Source organism: Acidobacteriota bacterium (assembly GCA_026707545.1).
Classification (GTDB): domain Bacteria; phylum Acidobacteriota; class Thermoanaerobaculia; order Multivoradales; family Multivoraceae; genus Multivorans.
In genome coordinates, this window is the sequence record JAPOWR010000002.1 from 324,087 (window position 1) to 343,770 (window position 19,684).

17 protein-coding genes are annotated in these 19,684 nt (G+C 67.5%); 11 read left to right on the plus strand and 6 right to left on the minus strand.

Annotated elements, in window-relative coordinates; all coding sequences use genetic code 11:
* Positions 1-44 precede the first annotated feature (44 nt).
* A complete protein-coding gene (locus OXG83_13630) occupies positions 45-731 on the plus strand; it encodes a hypothetical protein (protein MCY3966070.1) in 687 nt (228 codons plus the stop codon).
* Positions 732-755: 24 nt separating this feature from the next.
* Here the strand turns inward: OXG83_13630 and OXG83_13635 are convergent, their stop codons facing one another.
* Positions 756-1,175 carry a PIN domain-containing protein gene (locus OXG83_13635; protein ID MCY3966071.1) on the minus strand — a complete coding sequence of 140 codons (420 nt, stop codon included), beginning with the start codon at positions 1,173-1,175 and terminating at the stop codon, positions 756-758.
* Positions 1,165-1,392 (minus strand): hypothetical protein, encoded by a 228-nt coding sequence (locus OXG83_13640; protein MCY3966072.1) that lies wholly within the window; start codon positions 1,390-1,392, stop codon positions 1,165-1,167. The genes OXG83_13635 and OXG83_13640 overlap by 11 nt, the downstream gene beginning before the upstream one ends.
* Before the next feature lie 115 nt (positions 1,393-1,507).
* Here OXG83_13640 and OXG83_13645 point away from each other — a divergent pair, with 115 nt between their 5' ends.
* Positions 1,508-3,829: a carboxypeptidase-like regulatory domain-containing protein gene (locus OXG83_13645; GenBank protein ID MCY3966073.1), complete on the plus strand. Its 2,322-nt coding sequence runs from the start codon at positions 1,508-1,510 to the stop codon at positions 3,827-3,829.
* 15 nt (positions 3,830-3,844) lie between these two features.
* Here the strand turns inward: OXG83_13645 and OXG83_13650 are convergent, their stop codons facing one another.
* From OXG83_13650 to OXG83_13660, 3 genes are read right to left on the minus strand one after another with little or no spacing between them, the layout of a single operon-like run.
* Positions 3,845-5,329, minus strand: coding sequence for an Nramp family divalent metal transporter (locus OXG83_13650; protein ID MCY3966074.1), 1,485 nt, complete (start codon positions 5,327-5,329; stop codon positions 3,845-3,847).
* 23 nt (positions 5,330-5,352) lie between these two features.
* Positions 5,353-7,074, minus strand: a complete 1,722-nt coding sequence (locus tag OXG83_13655; protein ID MCY3966075.1) for a VWA domain-containing protein — start codon at positions 7,072-7,074, stop codon at positions 5,353-5,355.
* A 24-nt stretch (positions 7,075-7,098) separates the two neighbouring features.
* Entirely contained in the window at positions 7,099-8,856 is a 1,758-nt protein-coding gene (locus OXG83_13660; GenBank protein MCY3966076.1) for a VWA domain-containing protein, read from the minus strand.
* Between the two features lie 167 nt (positions 8,857-9,023).
* Between OXG83_13660 and OXG83_13665 the strand changes: the two genes are divergently transcribed.
* The 8 genes from OXG83_13665 (at position 9,024) to arfB (ending at position 17,790) form a co-directional block, all read left to right on the plus strand.
* On the plus strand, positions 9,024-10,016 hold the full coding sequence (locus OXG83_13665) for a DMT family transporter (protein MCY3966077.1): 993 nt from the start codon (positions 9,024-9,026) through the stop codon (positions 10,014-10,016).
* Between the two features lie 105 nt (positions 10,017-10,121).
* A complete protein-coding gene (locus tag OXG83_13670) occupies positions 10,122-10,745 on the plus strand; it encodes a sigma-70 family RNA polymerase sigma factor (GenBank protein ID MCY3966078.1) in 624 nt (207 codons plus the stop codon).
* Complete coding sequence (locus tag OXG83_13675; GenBank protein MCY3966079.1) at positions 10,742-13,633, plus strand: FecR family protein; 2,892 nt, start codon at positions 10,742-10,744, stop codon at positions 13,631-13,633. Before OXG83_13670 ends, OXG83_13675 begins: the two co-directional genes overlap by 4 nt.
* Positions 13,633-14,583, plus strand: coding sequence for an ABC transporter ATP-binding protein (locus tag OXG83_13680; protein ID MCY3966080.1), 951 nt, complete (start codon positions 13,633-13,635; stop codon positions 14,581-14,583). Before OXG83_13675 ends, OXG83_13680 begins: the two co-directional genes overlap by 1 nt.
* Positions 14,570-15,442: a hypothetical protein gene (locus OXG83_13685; protein ID MCY3966081.1), complete on the plus strand. Its 873-nt coding sequence runs from the start codon at positions 14,570-14,572 to the stop codon at positions 15,440-15,442. Before OXG83_13680 ends, OXG83_13685 begins: the two co-directional genes overlap by 14 nt.
* A complete protein-coding gene (locus tag OXG83_13690; GenBank protein ID MCY3966082.1) occupies positions 15,439-16,395 on the plus strand; it encodes an ABC transporter ATP-binding protein in 957 nt (318 codons plus the stop codon). Before OXG83_13685 ends, OXG83_13690 begins: the two co-directional genes overlap by 4 nt.
* Positions 16,392-17,246, plus strand: a complete 855-nt coding sequence (locus OXG83_13695) for a hypothetical protein (protein MCY3966083.1) — start codon at positions 16,392-16,394, stop codon at positions 17,244-17,246. The genes OXG83_13690 and OXG83_13695 overlap by 4 nt, the downstream gene beginning before the upstream one ends.
* A gap of 121 nt (positions 17,247-17,367) precedes the next feature.
* Complete coding sequence (gene arfB, locus OXG83_13700; GenBank protein ID MCY3966084.1) at positions 17,368-17,790, plus strand: alternative ribosome rescue aminoacyl-tRNA hydrolase ArfB; 423 nt, start codon at positions 17,368-17,370, stop codon at positions 17,788-17,790.
* A gap of 3 nt (positions 17,791-17,793) precedes the next feature.
* Here the strand turns inward: arfB and OXG83_13705 are convergent, their stop codons facing one another.
* On the minus strand, positions 17,794-18,186 hold the full coding sequence (locus OXG83_13705; protein MCY3966085.1) for a hypothetical protein: 393 nt from the start codon (positions 18,184-18,186) through the stop codon (positions 17,794-17,796).
* A 62-nt stretch (positions 18,187-18,248) separates the two neighbouring features.
* On the opposite strand from OXG83_13705, the gene OXG83_13710 reads away from it, so the two are divergent.
* Positions 18,249-19,580 carry a PQQ-like beta-propeller repeat protein gene (locus OXG83_13710; GenBank protein ID MCY3966086.1) on the plus strand — a complete coding sequence of 444 codons (1,332 nt, stop codon included), beginning with the start codon at positions 18,249-18,251 and terminating at the stop codon, positions 19,578-19,580.
* Positions 19,581-19,684 lie beyond the last annotated feature (104 nt).

Sequence of the window (19,684 nt, forward strand, 5' to 3'; positions counted from 1 at the left end):
GGTCGAGGCGTTGATCCGTACAACATTCACAGGACAAGCCGGGAATGACGAGAATGAACGCGACCATGTTTGGAACAATGGCGCCGCTCGTCCTGATCTCGGCGGTCGCGGGTCCACCGCACAGATTCGCACGACAGGCGGCGGACAGCGTGGAACTCGGCGTCGCCTTGACAGTCGCCGTTGCGCGCGACGAGGTGCCGGCCGGTGACGTAGAACTTGAGTTCATCGAAGCGGCGACGCGCGAGCCCGTCGTCCTGTACATCGTTGAGGCGCCGGCGGGGGAGCAGACCTTCCAGGTGACCCTGCCCGTGTTCGACTCGCGATCCGGCTGGTTCGCATCGGCGCGGTCGCCTGGTTGGTGGAGTTCTACCGCGTACATTCCTGCGGACGAACGGGCCGTATCGCTGACCCTGGTTCCCGAGGGGCTTGTACGGTTCGCGGTCGACGGTATTGACCGCAAAGTGGACCGACTCGAGACCGGCGATGTATGGATCAGCGGCCGGGTCGGCGAAGGGGGCGTACACCTTGAGCCTGGGACCTACGGTGGCCCGTGCTTGGTCGATAGCAAGCCGCATCGGCGCGAGGTGCTGATCGTTTGCCCCTTTGCCCGGGACGAGACGGTGGACTTGCGGGTCCGGTTGGGGCCGTTTCTTCCTCTTGTGCGGTCCGAAGTGCCGATTGCCGCCGACACGGACCTGGGCTCGATCGGGCCGGTTCGAGGACCACCATGAGTGAGGATCGAACCCTGCTCGCAGTCAGAATGGGTTGGCGACGGTCAGCGATTCGATCTCCTGGCCGTCCTGCAGGTCTTCGCTGTAGAGCACGTTGCAGTTCGACTCCAGGGCCGCCGCGACGATCAGCGAATCGTAGAAGCTGAATCGCCACCGCCGGTGGAGGGAGAGGGCCGTTTCGTAGAGGGAGATGCTGGGGAAGACAGAGCACAGCGGATCCAGCACGTCCCGCAGGTAGCGAAGCGCCTGTTCGTCCGAGAGAGGGCGCTCGAACTTCCGTAGGGCAACGTTCAGGAACTCCTGCACGACCTGGGAACTGACCACTCCCTCGCCGGTCCCCAATGCACGCTCCACCAGGTTGCGAGCGAGAGCCTGCTTTTCCGGGTCGCGTTGATCGAAGGTGTAGACGAAGATGTTGGTGTCGAGGAAGAAGTCAGCGGGCATTCATCTCATCCCGGGAGAATCGACGGCCTGCCGAAACCTCGGTCATCGCGTCCATGAGTCGGCCGTACTCCCTGACTCGGCGTGCGCCCTGCTGGCTGCGGGCGTACTGGGCCAGCCAGGCACGGAACTCCGCGTTCAGCGTGGTCCTTCTTCGCCGGGCTTCTTCGCGAGCCGCGTCGATCAGCTTCTCGTCAGCACTGAGGGTGATGTTTCTCATGCTGCTTCCTCACCATTGCAGTGTACACGATTGCAAAGTGTACACGGTTCCAGTGCTGCATCAAAGGGTACGACTCCGGCGTGCTTCCGTAGAATCGTCGCGGCGGAACGCGAGGATGAAGTATCGCGCACCAGGCAGACAGTCTCTGGTCGCCGTGGTGCTGACCATTCTGGCCTTCGCGGCAGATACGTCGAGCGGCCCTGCCCAGGCCCAGACCGCGGACTACGTCGAACTCACGGTCCACCTGGACGCCATCGCGTCTCGCGATGAAGCGCCGTCGGGCGACGTGACGATCGAGTTTGCCGAGGCATCGACGCGCGCACCGGTGGCTTCCTTCATGATTGAGGTCGCTGCGGAGGACCAGAGTTTCCAGGTGGCCGTCCCTGAGGCCGAGTCACGGTCCGGCTGGGTCGCGTCCGCTCGGTCAGAGGGTTGGTGGAGTTCCACGGCTTACATCGCCCCGGACGACGAGGAAGTGTCACTGACCCTGGTTCCGGAGGGGGTAGTGCGATTCGCCGTCGACGGTACGGATCGGGGAGTCGACCTCCTGCGGAGCGGCCACGTCCGGATCGCCGGCCGGGTCGGCAATCGCGGCGTGCGGCTCGAACAGGGGAGCTATGGCGGCCCCTGCGAGGTCGACCGTCAGCCCGAACGGCGCGAGGTGCTGATCGCCTGTCCGTTCGCCCGCGACGAAACGGTGGACCTGCGCGTCCGCCTGGGCGTCTTCCTGCCCGTCTTGCGGTCTGAAGTGACCGTTGCGGCCGACACGGATCTGGGACTGATCGAGCCGGTTCGGGGGGCAGTGGTCACCGGGAGCATGGACTCGCAGGACGCGTCGAGCCACAGGTTCGGGATGAGGCAACGGGATGCTTATGGGGCATTCGGGTGGTCCTCCTGGACCGACACACGCGGCGTCTTCATGTTCGAGGGGCTTTCGCCGGGGTTGTATGAACTCAGGCTGGCCGGCTCGGACGGTGACAGTTGGTCGGTGCGTATCGGGTCGCTGAACGACCGGATCGACCTGGGACAGCTCCAGTCGGCGGCGGGGAATCTGTTGACCGTTTCCTTCCTGGCGCCCACTGTTCTGGAGATCGGCGACCTGAAGCCGATCATCTTCGCCGTGACGCTCGGGCCCAATGGTGACGTCGAGGGCTGGAATCGCGACTTCGAATTCGGGGAACGGCGAAGCGACGGTACCTTCGTATGGCGTGGTCTGCCGGCTGGCGACTATGAGGTGCACGTCGAGGACCGTCGAGGCAACCGATGGCACCAGGAGGTCATCCGTTTCTTCGGCCAGGATCACTACACGATCGAACTGGATGCCGTTCCGCTGGTCGGTCGGATCGAGCGAGGAGGGGAACCCCTCGAAGACGCGATGGTCTGGTTCGGCGGCATGTGGGGGTTCGAACGGATTTCCTTTCGGAGTCGGGAGGAGGGCCGCTTCAGCGGCCTGCTGCCGCGGGAGGGCTTCTGGCCGGTCGAGGTGACTCCGGCTCCTGGCTGCGATCCCTGCGAAGGCGGTTGGGACTCGGACGGTTGGGACGGTTTCGATGACCGCGAGGTCAACGACGCCGGCAACTTCGAGATCGCGGCCGATTCGGATGGCGTTGCGCGAGTGCGGATCGAGCTGCCGGGAAGCACGATCAGCGGCCGCGTCGTGCGGAGGAACGTCGCGACGGGACTCCTCGAGCCGGTGGAAGGCGCATACGTCTGGATGGTAGCGATTGATGAAGTGGCGGGTGAGCCGCTCGACCACCTGATGCCGGCCACGTGGCGCAGAAAGACCGATTCGTCCGGGACGTTCGAGATCACCGGTCTACCGGAGTGGGAGTACAGCCTCTCTGCCGAGGGCTGGATCGATGACCGCGAAGTCCGTTCGCGGGAGCTACAACTTCAGGTGGCGAGTGACGACCGGATCGAGGATGTGGAGCTGCTTCTGGAGGACCTGCGGCCCGTGTCCATCGTCGTCCGTGCGGGCGGTGTACCCGTGTCCGGCGCTCAGACGTTCGTCCACTTTCCGGCCGGGACACGACGCGTGGACTCGAACGGCTACACCGACGGCTCGGGCACCGCTCCTCACTGGTTACCGATGGAAGCGGAGGTGGTGGATGTCGTCGTCCGGGCTGATGGCCTCGGAATGGTCGGCTGGCGGTTCGAGATCCGGGATGACGCTCCGATCGGGGTGGAGATGTCGCCCGATCGCGGCGCTCTGCGCGTACCGGACTCGTGGGAAGCCTGGCTGGTCACGCCCGGGGGCGCCCTGGTCGATGTCGGCGACACCCTGGCCGCAATAGCTGATCGAGGCCAGGTTCAGAAAGACGGGGACGAGTTCGTGGTGATGGATCTGGCCCCGGGGACCTACTCGTACTGCTTGCCGGACGGTGTTTGCACGAGGGTCGACATCGTCCCCTGGGCCGAGAGCAGGGTCCGCGACTAGCTCTTCCCTGCTGGTCTAGCCGCCGGTCACCATCCGCGCGACCTTCTCCGCGACGGTGTACACCGCGAACGCGATGTACATCACCGAAGCGATGCTCACGAAGAGGATGTTGATCCAGCCGGGTCGCGCCGACTTCGGCAGCTTCGTCAGGTTCATGTACAGGAGCAGCGGCACGTAGACCGCCATGGCGAATCCGCCGATGAGCGCCGAGTAGAACAGGAAGTCGAGTCCCGCCGTCCCCCTTCTCTCGAAGAAGGCGACACTGGCCGTGCCGATGACGATCGTCGCGCCCACCAGGACGAGATACCACTTCTCCAGGGAGAGCCGGCGCCCGAACTTGAAGCTGGTGTGGAGCATGTCCGCGAAGATCCGGCTCCCCCCGTCCACGCCTCCCAACTGCGAGCTGAACAGCGCCGCCATGCCGACGACAAGAAACAGATAGTGCCCGGAGGTGCCCATCGTCTCTTCCAGCATCTTGGCCAGATCCCACACCAGGCTTCCGCGGCTGGGAACGAGACCTTCGGGATGCAGCACGGCGAGCGAGCCGAAGATGAACAGGAACATCGTGAAGCTGCCGAGGATCCAGAAGCAGAAGACCTGGTCCACCCACACGTACTTCATCCAGTCCCGGAAACGCCGGTGGTTCTCCTCCGACTCCGTATAAACGTAGCCGGCGTCTATCTCCTTGACCTCGTGCTTGTGTGTCGGGCTCATGAGGGGCGGCATGCGCTGCCCCATGCCGACCTTCTTTTCGCGCAGGTAGTACGCGTAGTAGAGATTGCCGAGACCGCCCAATCCCGCGAACACGAGCGCACCGAAGAACTGGCTGAATGCGAATGGCGGGCGCGCTTCGCCGTCGACCGGCGGGATCTCAACGGGAAAGTCCGGGAAGCGCCCCACATTCAGTAGACCGCGCCACATGTCACCGAAGAGATCCGCTGATCCGATCGTCCATACGACGTAGATCAGACCGACGACGATGATGGCGACCAGCCCCATGATGCAGCGTTCGACCGCGGTGTAGATGACCTTGGGCCCGAACAGAATGGCCGCGATCACGGCGAAGACGATGGCGGTCCACACCCACTCCGCCCAGAGCCACTCGGGGAGACTCGTGTTCTCGACGCCGAAGATCAGGCTCCGGAGGGAGACGCCGGTCTCGCGAGCCCAACCCGGAAGGAACTTCCCGACGACGACGAGAAAGACCCAGAGATAGACGATCAGCTTGACGACCCGGACCATGCCGATCAGGGGGCTTTCGCCGGTGACCACGGTCCACCGTCCAACCTCGACGTTGATCCAGAGTTGGAGGAAGATCCCGATCGCGGCTGCCCAGATGAGCTCCGCCCCGACGATCGATGTGATCCACGGCCACATGATCAGCTCGCCGGAGCCGATCGCGATTCCGGCCATGACGATGCCCGGGCCCATCATCTTCAGAAGCGCGGTCTTGCGCTTCGGCAGTTCAGCCTGCTTCAGAGGCGGGACGGGTACGGGCATGGGCGGGTCCTCGTCGACGGACGCTACCGCGACGGCACCTGCGCCACCTCCCGGACCAGGGACATCTCTCCCGTCGTCTCGTCCCGGACGCCGACGACGACCTGGTAGTCACCCTCGGCCAGACTCACCGAGACCTCGAAGCGAAAGGCGCCCTCGGTGGCCTGGACGTCGCCGGCAGGGCCCACGGGCACCGTCATCTGTCGCACCGGCGCGCGCCCGCGCCTGTCCTCGTCGACGGCGAGCAGGAGAAGACGGAGCGCGCCGCTCGGTCCGCCGTCGCCCGGCACCAGCAGGACGGCCTCTTCGGGTACGACAATGCTGACCGGTTGCCGGTGCACCTTCTTCTCCCGCGGGGTCGTCGCGCCCAGGTCGACCGCGACGCCAAGCGGATTCGGGGTGCTGCCGAGGTAGGCCGCGGAAATCAGTCGTTCCGCGAGTTGCTCGTCCTGGGTCTTGTCGCGGTAGGACCGGCGGTACTCCACGCTGCGGCCCCGAGCGGCGTGGGGCGCGAGTTCGACCTTCAGGCGGCGTACCTCGCCCGACCTTCGCTCGTCCGGGGAGAAGCCCAGGGAGTAGGTGGAGGCGAGCTGCTCGGTCACGTCGTCGAGCAGGTCGGCCAGGTCGTTCGAGTTGAGAAGCGCCTTGCCGCCGGTTTCAGACGCGAGCTGCTGCAGGCCGCCCTGGATGTTCGTCCAGTGCAGTCGGTCGTTCTGGTACGACGGCGCCCTTCCATCGAACGACATCGACTGGCTGAGTCCGGTGCGAATGCCGCCGGCGTCCAGCGTGAAGAGAGTGACGCGGTTCGCGTTGGCGTGCGCCGTGAGCTGCTGGAAGCGGCGTGTTTCGTCGTGGCGCTGAGCGGCCGCGTTCGTCTCGGGGACGATGCGCGGGTCGTTCGGGCAGAGGTCCTGGGCGATGTAGTCGAAGGCCGAGAGCCCGGGCTGCTGCGGCAGGCCGTCGCTCATGTAGACGATCGCCTTCCTCCCGGGGATTCCGGCCAGGGTGCTGGTCAGATCGGCGAGCCCGTCGGCCGCGATCGCGGCGCGATTCGCCTGCTCGACCGCGTACGTCTCGGCGAGCGCCACGAGCTGGCCGGTGTTCTGGCATCCCCGGCTGTTCACGTTGATGTCCTCCAGCGTGAACTGCCGGGACCGCTGGTTCCGGACGGCGCGGGCCAGTCCCTTGGGGCGCTTGGCCGCGGCCTTGAGGATCGCGTCGAGATCCCGGGTCGGCGGCACGACGACTTCCAGCCGGTTGACGAACCGCGCGAACATGAACCGCGCGTTCAGGGACCGCCACGACTCGACCGCCTTCTCCAGGCGCCTGAGCAGACGGGAGCGGTAGGGCGGGAAGAGGTTCGCGTCGTCCATGTAGAGGACGATCGTGAGCGAGGCGGGATCGGCCGCTGCCTCGGCTTCGGACGGCTCGGCATCGGCGGTCGGCGCGGCGGTCCGGTCCGCTGGCTCGGCCGCTTGGCCCAGGATCTCCGACTCGAAGAAGTTCGTGATCTCGACCGGTTCGCCGTCCACGTAGAGCTCGAAGTCGTCACGGGTCAAACCCCTGACCGGGCGGCCGCTGCGGTCCGTGACCACGACATCGACTTCGACGACCTGCACGTCGAGGGTGTCGATGAAGGTCTCGCTCGGCTGGGCCTGAACAGCGGCGGCGCCGGCGAGCACAAGCAGCGTCGCCGTCGTGGTGGATGGAAGATGGCTCTTCATGCGCGCGAGTGCGTTCTGCTGCAACGTCTGGCCTCCCTCGGCGGCCGCCTACTCCGGCGGCACGGATACTGGTTCGCGAATCAGGGACGTTAACCCCGTCGTCTCGTCCCGGATTCCGACCGCGACCTGATAATCCCCTTCGGGCAGGTTCATCGCGACTTCGACGCGGTAGTTACCATCCTTGGCCGCGACGCCCGCGGCGCCGCCGACGGTGATCGCCTTCTGCCGGACGGTGGTCCGCGCGCCGTTCTCGTCTTCGACGGCGACCAGCCAGAGGCGGAGTTGGGCGCTCGCGTTCGGCGACGCGCCGTCCCTGCCGGGCAAGCTCAGGATGGACTCCGCCGGCACGCTGACGCCGACGGTCAACTCGTGGATCTTCTTCTCCAGCAGCTTGGTGGCGCCGAACTCGACCACCGCTTCGAGCGGATTCTCCCGGTTGCCGAGGTACGCGACCGAGAGAAGCCGCTCGGCGAGCCGCTCGTCCAGTGACTTGTCGCGGTAGGTGCGCCGGTACTCGATCCTGCGGCCCTTGTCGGCGCCGGGCGCGAGTTGCACGGAGATTTGCCGCGTTTGGCCCAACCTGCGCTGCTCGGGAACGAAACCGAGGGAGTACGAGGCGGAGAGTTGACCGGTCATGTCGTCGAGGAGGATCGACAGGTCATTCGCGTTGATCAGGGCCTTGCCGCCGGTTTCGTTGGCCAGGAGGTGGAGCCCGCTCTGCGCGTTCATCGCCCGGAGGGTGGCGTTGTGGGGAGATGGGGCGCGAGTGGGGTTGTCGAACGAGATGTCCGGGGCTGCACTTCGGAGGCCGGCCGCATCCAGACCGTAGAACGTAACGCGATTGGCGTTGGCATGAGCGGAGATCCGGTTGAACCGGCGGCTCTCGTCGTACTGGACGATTTCCGACATCGTCTCCGAGGCCGCGGTGGGTCTCAGGTCTCTGCAGAGCTCGTTGCCCAGGAAGTCGAGAACCGAGATACCCGGTCGCTGGGGCAGGCCGTCGGTGACGTGCACCACGGTCTTCTTCCCCGGCACGCCCCCGAGGGTCGTCACCAGGTCGGCCAGCCCGTCGGCCGCGATCGCCGTGTTCGTCGCCTGATTGTCCGCGTGCTGCCTCGCCAGGGACAGCAGTTCGCCCCAATTGTCCACGCAGGGGCGGCAGAAGCGCGCCATCCTGCAGAACTCGTCGTTGTCGAGCATGTTGCTGATCGCCAAGCGGCGGGCGCCGTCGCCGTTCTGGATCGCGCGCGGTGACCCCTTGGGGACGCTGGCGGCTCCCGCGAGGATCGCGTCCAGGTCGCGGGTCGGCGGGACAAGCACTTCGAGCCGGTGGACGAACCGCGCGAGCATGAAGCTCGCGTCCATCGATCTCCACGGTTCGACCGCGGCCTCCAGGCGCCGCAGCAGGCGAGTGCGGTGGGACGGGAAGATGTTCGGATCATCGAGGTAGAAGACGACAGTGAGCGCACCTTCGTCCGCGGTGCCGAGGGTGTCTTCGCTGCGGACGACAGGCCGTTCCCTGTTGCGGCGTTCGGCCCGTTGCTCGACATAGATCGCCGACTCGTAGAAGTTCGTGATCTCGACCGGCTGGCCGTCGACATAGAGCTCGAAGTCCTCGCGTGCCAGACCCTTGATCGGACGACCCTTCCTGTCGGTGACGACGACGTCGACCTCGACCACCTGGACGTCGACCGACTCGACGAAGGGCTGGTTGGGCTGAGCTTGCAGTGCCCCTGCCAGGATGAGGCACAGCAACGACGCCAGGGCCGGCGCCGATCGCGGACTTCGCTCAGATCGGGTCACCATGCTGCCTCCCATGCTCCACCTGGAGCTTCGTTGGTCGATCCTGACGCGTGGTGGAAGCAACTTCCGTGCCGGCGTATGAGTTCCGCACCCATGCGGGAGCACGGTCCGCAGACTGCTAGCAGATCCCCGGCCCGGTACGATACAGGCTTGTTGCGGAGTCGTTTCCGATGACGTTGCGCTCGTCCGCGGCGTTCCAGGCGATCGTCGCCGGCATCCTCTTCTCGACTGGTGGCGCCGCGGTCAAGGCGACGCAGCTCGATGCCTGGCAGGTGGCCGGTACGCGCTCCCTGATCGCGGCTGCCGTCCTGCTGGTCGCGATTCCCGCGGCGCGGAGGTGGGCGGGTGGCGTGAGCCGGGCGAGCCGAGTGCCCGCGGCCATCGGCTGGTGGCGCAGCCCGCAACGGCGCCGCGCTTTCCTCCTCACCCTGGGGACCGGCTGCTGCTACTGCCTGACCCTGTTGCTGTTCGTCCACGCGGCGAAGCGGACGACGGCAGCCGAGACGATCTTCCTGCAGTCGACCGCGCCCCTGTTCGTGCTGCTGCTCTCGCCCCTCCTGTTGCGGGAACGACCGGACGGGCGGCAGCTTCTCTTCGTGCCGCTGTTCGGCGCCGGTCTGGTGATGGCGTTCTTCGGCGGCGCCGATGCCGCGGCCACCGCGCCGGATCCCCGGACGGGGAACGTGCTCGCTACATTCTGCGGCCTGGCCTACGGCCTGACGCTGATCGGTCTGCGCGCCGCGGGCCGGTCGCCGCCGGCGGGACGAGCGGCTGGTGCGAGCGGCGGTACGTCCTCTGCGGGGGACGGAGCTGCGGCCCGCGCTCCCGGGATCGCGGCCGCTGCCTGCGGCAACGTGATCGTCTGCCTCGCGTGCCTGCCGGTCATGGCGCCGCTCAACTCCGCCGCCCCCGGCGAGCTCCTGATCGTGGTGTATCTCGGCCTGTTCCAGGTCGCGCTCGCCTACGTCTTCGTGACCCGGGCCGCCCGCGTCCTGCAAGCTCCCGTCGTCGCGCTCCTGCTGCTCCTGGAACCGGCGCTCACCCCGTTCTGGGCGATGTGGTTCCACGGCGAGCAGCCGCACCTGCTCACCTGGCTGGGCGGCGGCGTCGTCGCCCTGGCGACGGTGCTGCTCGCGGCCGTGGTGCGGTCCGCGGAGGAGTAGGGCGCCCTCCCGTCTGCTAAACAAACGTCCGTTGCGGCGTCTTCAACCATGAACCCACCGGTGCGCGGTGTCGAGCCGCCACACACGGAGCCAAGGAGACGTCACTTGACGATCGCAAGCGTTTCGATGACCGAAGAGCCGCCCGCTGCGCCTCCTCCGATCCCGGATCCGGGAGCGACGCTGCAGGAACTGTTCGAGGAGCACAACCGGCTCATCTTCTACACGGCCTACCGGGTCACCGGCAACGCGACGGACGCCGAGGACGTGCTGCAGACGATCTTCCTGCGGCTCGTGAAGCGGCCGCCCGCGGCGCTTGTGCCAGGGAACGCCGGGGGCTACCTGAGGCGGGCGGCGATCAACGCGTCGCTCGACCTGCTCCGCTCGCGCAAGCGTTCCCGTCTGGTGGCGCTCGATCAGCAGGTGATCGAGGAGATTGAACCGGCGGTCGACGGGACGAGTGACCCGGATCGACGCTTCGCCTCGCGGGAACTGCGTGACCGGCTGCGGCGGGAACTGGCGAAGGTGAACCCACGCGCGGCGGAGATGTTCGCGTTGCGCTACTTCGAGGGCTACCGCAACTCGGAGATCGGACCGATGCTCGGCACCTCGCGGATGACGGTGGCGGTAACGCTGCACCGCCTGCGGAAGCGCCTGAGCCTGGCGCTGGCCGAGGAGCAACCGGAAGCGGAAGAGGAAGGACAGGCAGGCAAGGGAAGGATGCTGCGATGAGCAACCGCAACCAGATGAATCGGACCTTGATCGAAACCGCGGAGGCGATCGCCGCCGAGCAGCCGCCGGCCGGTGCCGCCAGCGCGGCAGCGGCGCGTGTGCAGAGTGCCCTCGCCGCCGCGACCGCGGATGCGGGAGCCGCCGGGGAACCGGGCGACGCCTCCTCGACGTCAGGGACCCTGACCTCCTGCGCCGACTACCAGGCACGGATGCCGGCCCTGGTCGCGGGGACGCTTCCCGAGGCCCAGCGCCTGCTGGTCGAGGATCACAGCCGCGAGTGCATTCCCTGCCGCAAGCACCTGCAGGCCGTGCGCGCGGGTCGCGCCGTTTCGGACTGGTCCGGACCGGCGGCGCCGGCGCGGGTCGGCCGCTACTACGCCGCGGCGGCCGCGGTGGTCGCCCTAGCAGCGGCAGGCGTCTGGACCTCTCAGCGCGTGCTGCAGCCGCCACAGGACGGGATCGTTCAGGTCCAGAACGTCGACGGCCGGATCTTCGTTGCCGGTTCCGGCAGTGACTCCGAACTCGTGCCGCTCGCGCCCGGAGACGCGATCGACGGCGGCGCCCGGGTCCGCACCGGTGCCGGCAGCCGCGGCGTGTTCGAACTCGTGGACGGATCGCGGATCGAGGCCGCCGGCCTGACCACGTTCCGCGTCGATGCCCGCCGTCGCGGCGACCGCATCCGGGTCGACCGGGGCAGCGTGATCGTCCAGGCGGCGGAGCAGGAGAACCGGTCGCTGGTCGTGTCGACCGAGGAGATGCTCGTGTCGGTCAAGGGCACGATCTTCGCGGTCACTCACGGCGTGAAGGGTTCGCGGGTCTCGGTGATCGAGGGCGAGGTCGAAGTCGAGAAGGGCCGCGAGCGGCACAGCCTGCTGGCCGGCGATCAGTTGCGGAGCCGGCCGACACTGATCGCGATGACGCTGCAGGAGGAGGTTGGCTGGAGCCAGGACGCCGACCGCTACCTGGCGGTGCTCGAAGAGTTCAAGTCGCTGCGCAGCGAGCTGAACCAGTTGATGGACGCGGCGCCGGCGCGGCACTCGACCCGGTTGCTCGACCTGATGCCGAGCGATACGAAGTTCTACCTGGCGATGCCGAACGCGCCGGCGACGCTTGGGGACCTGTTCGAGCTGGTGCGCTCGCGGATGGAGTCGAGCGAACTGCTCGCCGGGTGGTGGGAGGAGTTCGAGGCCTCCGACGAGGCGGGCACGATCGAAGACGTGGTCGGCGCTCTGCGCGGCCTTGGGGATGCGATGGGCGACGAGACGGTCGTCGCCGTCGTCGGTGACCTGGTCGAGGAAGACATGGCCCCCCTGGCGGTCACCGAAGTGACCGACTCCGCGGCCCTGCGTGAGGCGATCGAGGATCACCTGGCGGAACTCGCGCCTTCAACCGACGAAGCGCCGGTCAACATCGTCGACGACCTGGATTCGGCCACCGGGCAGGACGAGGGGCTGCTGCTGTGGATCACCGACGACCTCGCCGCGGCGTCGACTTCGCTGACCGCCCTGCGGACGGTGGCAGCAAACCGGGATGGCGCCGCCAACCCGTTCGTCGGCTCGCGCCTGCACGGCCGGCTGGCGCAGCGCTACGCGGAAGGCGCGGAGCTGCTCGCCGCGGTCGACTTGGCCGGCGTCATTGCCGGGATTCGCGACGCGGAGGAAGACGAGGAGAACGAACAGGAGGAAGAGGGCGACGAGGATGACGAGGACGTGGAAGAAGTCGCGGTCTTCGCCTTCACGGGGCTCGACAGGGTCCAGGACCTCGTCGTCGCCCGTACCCAGGACGGCGACCGGGCCGACATCACGGCTGCGCTGAGCTTTGACGGTGAGCGCTCGGGAATCGTGTCGTGGTTGGCTGAACCGGGTGCCAACGGAGCGCTCGAGTTCTTCTCGCCCGATGCGTCGTTTGTTTCCGCCGGCGTGATCGAGGATCCGCTCACGATCTATGACGAGCTGACGGGCTTCTTGAGCGAACACGGCATCGACATCGCCGAGCCGATGGCGGAGGTCAGGGCCGAACTCGGACTGTCGCTGCGCGACGACCTGCTCCAGCACGTTGGCGGCGAGTACGCGGCCGGCATCGACGGTCCGGTGCTGCCGGTCCCGGCGTGGAAGGCGGTGGCGGCCGTCTACGATGCGGATGCGCTGCAGAGTTCGATCGAGGTGCTGGTGGACAAAGCGGCCGAGGTCACGGGGAACCTGGACGGGAACGGGAATGCACGGCTCGTTCTCGACGAACAGGAGTCGGGCGGCCGCACCGTCTACCGTCTCGGCCTCGAGGTGGACGACGGCGACGGGGAGGACGACGAAGCGGGCGAAGGCGACGAAGACGCCACCGCTGGCGCGGCCATACTGCGCCTGCTCGAAACTCCCGAGATCTTCTACACGTACTTTGACGGGTACATGGTGAGCGCCTCCAACGTGGCAACGATCGACACCGCGATCCGGTACCGCGGCAGTGGCGCGTCGCTGACCTCGAGCCAGGAGTTCCTCGATCTGCTGCCCGAGAACGGCTACGCCGACTTCTCCGCGATGGTCTACAACCGGCTTACCGAGACGGCGAGCGAACTGTTCGACCTGCTGCCGACCGAGGTCGCCGGCGACGATCAGCAGGCCGTGGTCCAGGCGATCGAGGAACAACTGAACAGTCAGGGGCCGGCGCTCTACACGGTGTACGCGGGCCAGAGCGAGATCGTCGTGACCTCCAGCGGTCCGAGCTTGCTGGCCTTCACCGGGTTGGGCCCGCTGTTCGGACTCCCCAATCTCCTGGAGGGCCTGGAGTCGATCGACGACGGGGCCGATCCCGAGCCGGAGGGCGAGCCGGCGGCCGGCGTGGACGATCAGGTCGCGGAGAGATTGCCGGACACCCGCCTGAGGCCTGCTGCTTGATGAGTGAGGCGCCGCCGGTCATCGACCTCGACGGTCTCGGGGTCCGGTTCGGCCGGCACCAGGTCCTCGACGACCTGCGCGGCGCTTTCTCGGGCCGGGCGATCGGCCTCCTGGGGCCGAACGGCGCCGGCAAGACGACGCTGCTGAACACCCTGCTCGGCTTCTACAAGCCGTCGGCCGGCACCGCCCGCCTGTTCGGCATGGACATCCAGGCTCAGGGCCGGGAACTGCGGCGCCGGATCGGCTACATGCCGGAGCGGGACGCCTTCATCGCCGGCATCTCCGGCGTCCGCTTCGTGCGCCTGATGGGAGAACTCTCCGGGTTGCCGTCCGAAGCCGCCCTGGAACGCGCCCACGAGGTGTTCTTCTACGTGGGCCTGGGTGAGGCGCGGTACCGCAACGTGGAGACCTACTCCCTGGGCATGAAGCAGTTGCTCAAGCTGGCGCAGGGCATCGTCCATGGTCCCAGCCTGCTCTTCCTCGATGAGCCGACGAACGGGCTCGACCCGCCCGCCCGGCTCCGCATGCTGCGCCTGATCCGGGAGATCCGGGATTCGGGGAAGGCGAGGATCGTCGTCTCGTCGCACCTGCTACGGGACGTGGAGGAGTGCTGCGAGGAGGTGCTGGTGCTGAACCGTGGGCGGATCGCCACCTACTGCAACCTGGCCGAGGAGCGGCGCGCCAACCGCCGCTTCCTCGAACTCGATCTCGCCGCCGACCGCGAGGGCGCGGGGAGCAGCTTCCGGGCGGCGATCGAGGGGCTCGGCTGCGAGGTCGCGGTGGTCAACCGCCGCCGGATCAAGGCCGTGCTGCCGCCGGGCGTCAAGGTGCGCCACATCTACGCCTCGGCGATCGAGCAGGACGTGACCATTCGCCGTCTGGATCACAAGCGCACTTCGCTGGAGGACATCTTCCTCAAGGCGATGGAGGGCGACGATGGCCGTCTATGACCACGGCTACAAGGGTTACAGCGGCCCCCTGATGCCGGCCCGGACGCGGTTCCTCGTCATCAGCCGTTACGGTCTGCGCGACGTCTTCGCGTCGAAGCTCTTCCTGGCCTTCTTCGCCTTCTGTTTCGCCTGGCCGCTGGTGCTGCTCGTCGCCATGTACCTGCGCTACAACGCGGAGGCGCTGGCCCTGATCAACATCGATTCGGGCGACCTGCTCGAGTTCGTTCAGGTCAACACCTGGTTCTTCCAGAACCTCTTCCTGCGCGCCCAGCTCTATCTCGCGTTCATCGTCGTCCTGGTCGTCGGCCCCTCCCTCGTGTCGGCGGATCTCCGCAACCGGGCGATGCCGCTCTATCTCTCGCGGCCGCTGACCCGGACCGACTACGTGCTCGGCAAGCTCGTCGTGCTCGGCGTCCTGGTTTCCGCGATCACCTGGGCGCCGGGGCTGCTCCTGTTCGTCATTCAGGCGTCACTGGGCGGCCGGGAGTGGTTGCTGGAACATTGGCGGATCGCACCGTCCCTGGTCCTTCTGTCGGCGGTCTGGACGCTCTGCATGTCCTTGCCGATGCTGGCGATCGCGGCCTGGGTGAAGTGGAAGCCCTGGGCCCGGATCGTGTTCATGGGCGCGATTCTCACCGGCACGGCCTTCGGCGAGTTCTACAAGCAGTTCTACGACTCCTGGCTGGGTAGCATGGTCGTGGCGTTCGACGTGACGGACGCCCTCTCGGACGCGGTCTTCGGCGTCGAGTCGCCCGGCGAGATGCCGGCTGCGGCGGCATGGGTGGCTGTAGTGGGGCTGGCCGCGCTGTCGGCGGCCCTGCTCTACCGGCGCGTGCGCGCCTTCGAGGTCGTCAAGTGAGCGGTGCCCGCAACATCGTGATCCGCGACGTCTCGAAGTTCTATGGCGACGTGCTCGGCGTCAACCGGGTCGATCTGGAGATCGAGCCCGGCATCACCAGCCTGGTCGGCCCGAACGGGTCCGGCAAGAGCACGCTGATGAACCTGCTCGCGGGTCTGTTGCGGCCGACGCGGGGCGAGATCAGCATCCTCGGCCTCCCGGTCACCAGGCCGCAGGATCTGTTCCACCGCTTCGGCTACTGCACGCAGTACGACTCCTTCCCGCGCGGCGCCACCGGCTGGCAGTTCGTCTTTTCCTATCTGCTGCTGCACGGCCTGGACCGCGGCGAGGCGGAACGCCTGACCGCCCGTGCGCTGGATCGGGTCGGCCTCGTCGACTCGGCTCACCGCCGGATCGCGGGCTATAGCAAGGGCATGCGGCAGCGGATCAAGCTGGCCCAGGCTATCGCCCACGGGCCGCAGGTCATGGTGCTCGACGAGCCGCTCAACGGCCTCGATCCGATGGTGCGCGCCGAAACGATCGAACTCTTCCGTCAACTGGCGCGGGAAGGCCAGCACGTGCTGGTCTCGAGCCACATCCTGCACGAGGTCGACCTGCTCTCGGACCGCGTGATCCTGATCTCGAACGGGTACATCGTCGCCGAAGGCGAGGTGCCCGGGATGCGGGCGGAAGTCGAGGAAGTGCGCGAGCAGCCGCTGCAGGTGTTCGTGCGCTGCGATCGCCCGCAGTGGCTCGCCAGCCGCGCCTTCGAGCTGGACCACGTGACCGAAGTTCAGCTTCACGACGACGGCGGCGGCCTGCACCTGCGCACCCGGGACGCGGACCGCTTTCTGCGCCTGGTCGCCGAACTCGTCGCCGAGGGCGGCGTGGAGGTCGAAGCGGTCGGCCCGGCCGACAGCGACTTGCAGGCGGTCTACCGCTACCTTGTCCATGAAGAGGAGGAACCCTCGTGACGGTGGCCCAGGAGACGGCGGCGCGGACGCGCATCGACTGGGCGCTGCTGGCCCGACAGGTCGGGGGACTCGTGCGGTTGGAGCTGCGCCGGCTGCTCCTGACCCGCAGGGCGGTGATCCTGGGGCTCGCGTCGGCGGTTCCGGTGGCGATCGTCCTGCTCGTCGGCTCCATTCCGATCGGCGGCCAGACGGTGCTGGAGCGGTTCGGCAACCGGACCGTCTACGAGACGATCTTCGAGACGGTCTTTCTCGGCGCCATCCTGTTCTTCGGTTGCCTGTACGTGTTCTTCAACCTGTTCCGGGGCGAGATCCTCGAACGCAGCCTGCACTACCTGCTGCTGACGCCGCTGCGCCGCGAACTGGTCGTGGTGGCCAAGTACCTGGCCGCGGTCGCCGCCGTGGCCGTGTTGTTCATGGCCAGCACCGTGTTCAGCTACGTCCTGATCTACCTGCCCGTTGGTTTCTCGGGAGCGATCGAGGACCTGACCGCCGGCCCGGGTGGCGGTCATCTGGTGGCCTACCTGGGCGTGACCCTGCTCGCCTGCATCGGCTACGGCTCGCTGTTCACGCTGATCGGCATGGTGTTCCGGAACCCGATCATCCCGGCGGGCCTCCTCTACGTGTGGGAGATGCTGCACTTCCTCCTGCCGCCGGCGCTGAAGAAGCTCAGCGTGATCCACTACCTGAAGGGCTTGCTGCCGGTGCCTCTTTCCGACGGTCCGTTCGCCGTGGTGGTCGAACCGCCTCCCGCTGCCGTCTCCGTCCTCGGCCTGCTCGGCCTGGCCGCCGTCGTACTCACGGCAACCGCCCTGATCATCCGCCGCATGGAGATCCGGTACACCGAGGACTGACGAGGGGCGTGGCGGCCACACACTGGGTGCGCCGGCCTGGGTGCGCCGGCCTTCTGGCCGGTATTCGCGCGACGCCGCGAAGCGGCGAGCCCGAGTCGCCGCGTCTGAGAGCATAGGAACCATGGCCCCCATAGACATCGGCGGCCTGGAGATCCCCGAAACCGCCCTGACCTTCAAGTTCGTCCGCGCGTCCGGCCCAGGCGGGCAGAACGTGAACAAGGTCGCGACGGCCGTTCAGTGCCGGCTCGACCTCGACGCGGCCGGCATCGAAGGCCCGTTGCGCCAGCGCCTGCAACGCCTGGCGGGGAAGCGCCTAACCGTGGCAGGTGAGATCGTCGTCTTCTGCGACACTCACCGCACGCAGGCCCGGAACCGGGAGGCGGCGCTCACGAGGCTTGCGTCGATGATCGAAGAAGCTGCTGTCGAGCCTCGGCCGCGGGTGGCCACTCGACCGTCCGCCCGCGCCCGGGCGAGACGGCTGGAGGCCAAGAGGCAGCGCGGCGCAACGAAGCGGCTACGCGGTCCGGTCGGCACCGACGAGTAGCTTCTATCTCAGCGCCTTCCGGCACGAGACCGTCGTGAACCGTCCGCGGTCCGCGGTCACCAGGTCGACCTCGATGTCCTGGCCGCGAGTCAGCTCGTCCCAGACGGGATGGTCGAGTGGAGGGCAGGCGATCTCGCCGGCCATTTGCTCCCGCTGGCTCCCCGTCATGTTCATCAGGTCGCCCGCGAACTCGGGAATCACCTGGACCCGGTGAATGAGCCGGTCCACCCGTTCCAGCTCCCGGCCCACCCAGACCCGGTTCCAGCCGGGACGCAGCCGCGTCGGCGGGAAATCCAGGCCGTGGCGGTAAACGAGGTCGGCACTGACGTGGGGTGGAGAGCCGCACGAAAGAGGCGCCAGCGCGGCGACGATCAGCGGCAGGACGAAGCGGCGCATCGCGTCGGACAAACTACCGCACTTCACGAACCCGCGACACCCCGCGGGCTAAGCTCCAGCGCATGCGAACCAAACCCCTGCTCGCTTGCCTCGCGCTGGGCCTCGCGGTGGCGCCCAGCGCACCAGCCGATGACTGGCCGCAGTGGCGGGGCGCCGAACGCCGCGGCATCTGGCACGAGGACGGCATCCTCGACCGGTTCCCCGAGGACGGCCTCCACTTCGTCTGGCGAGTGCCGATCGGCCCGGGCTACGGCGGTCCGGCGGTGGCCGGCGGGCGCGTGTTCGCGACGGATTTCGAGCGGTTGCCGGGCAACCGCGGCCGCGAGCGCCTCCTGGTGCTAGACGAGGCGACCGGGAAGGAGCTCTGGGAGCACGCCTGGGAAACCGGCCTCGCCGGCCTCATGCCCGCCTACTCGAACGGCCCACGGGCCACGCCGACCGTCGACGGCGACCGCGTCTACGTGCTCGGTTCAGCCGGCTATCTGGCGGCGCTTTCGGTCGAGGACGGCCGCGTGCTCTGGCGGCACGACCTGGTCGAGGACTACGGGGCTCCCGTGCAGGCCTGGGGCTTCGTCGGCGCCCCACTGGTGGATGGCCGGCAGATCATCACGCTGGTCGGCGGCGAGCCCGACGCCATGGTCGTGGCGTTCGATCGGGAGAACGGTCGCGAACTCTGGCGCTCGATGGAGGTCGGCAACGAGCCGGGCTACAACCCGCCGGTCATCTACGAGCTGGGCGGCAGGCGGCACCTCATCGTCTGGCATCCGAAGGGCATCGCCGGGCTCGATCCGGACGGCGGCGAGGTGTTCTGGCAGTTCCCCTACGACGTGGAGTACGGGCAGACGATCGCCACACCGATCCAGGACGGGAACCAGCTCCTCGTGTCGTCCGCGTCGCATGGTTCGACGCTGATCGAAGTCGCCGGCGAGTCAGATAGGAAGCCTCGGGCCAGGATCGCCTGGAAGGGCAGGAGCAGCAGCAAGGAGGACCTCGACGGCCTTCATGCATTCAACTCCACGCCGGCCTTCGACGGCGACATGATCTACGGCATCGGCGGCCAGGGTGCACTGCGCGCCATCGACCGAGCCACCGGAAAGGAAGTCTGGGCGACCTTCGGACCCAGCGAGGACGCGCGCATCGCCACCGCGTTCCTGGTCAGGAACGGCGACCGCTACTTCATCAGCAACGACCGGGGCGAACTGATGATCGCCCGGCTGAGCCGGGACGGTTACCACGAGATCGACCGCACCCGCCTGCTCGAACCCACGACGCCGAGCAGACGTGTCCGCCGCGAACTGGGCAAGCTCCTCTGGGTCCACCCCGCCTACGCGAACGGCCACATCGTGCACCGCAACGACCGGGAGATCGTTAGGGCGTCATTGCTGGCGGAGTGACGTTACAGACTGGGTGCGCCTGCGTCCCGCCGGCATCCGCTCGAGCCACCAAGCGACGTGGTCAGCTACGGTTCTGCTGGTCTTGTGTGCGCTAGTTTCGACTC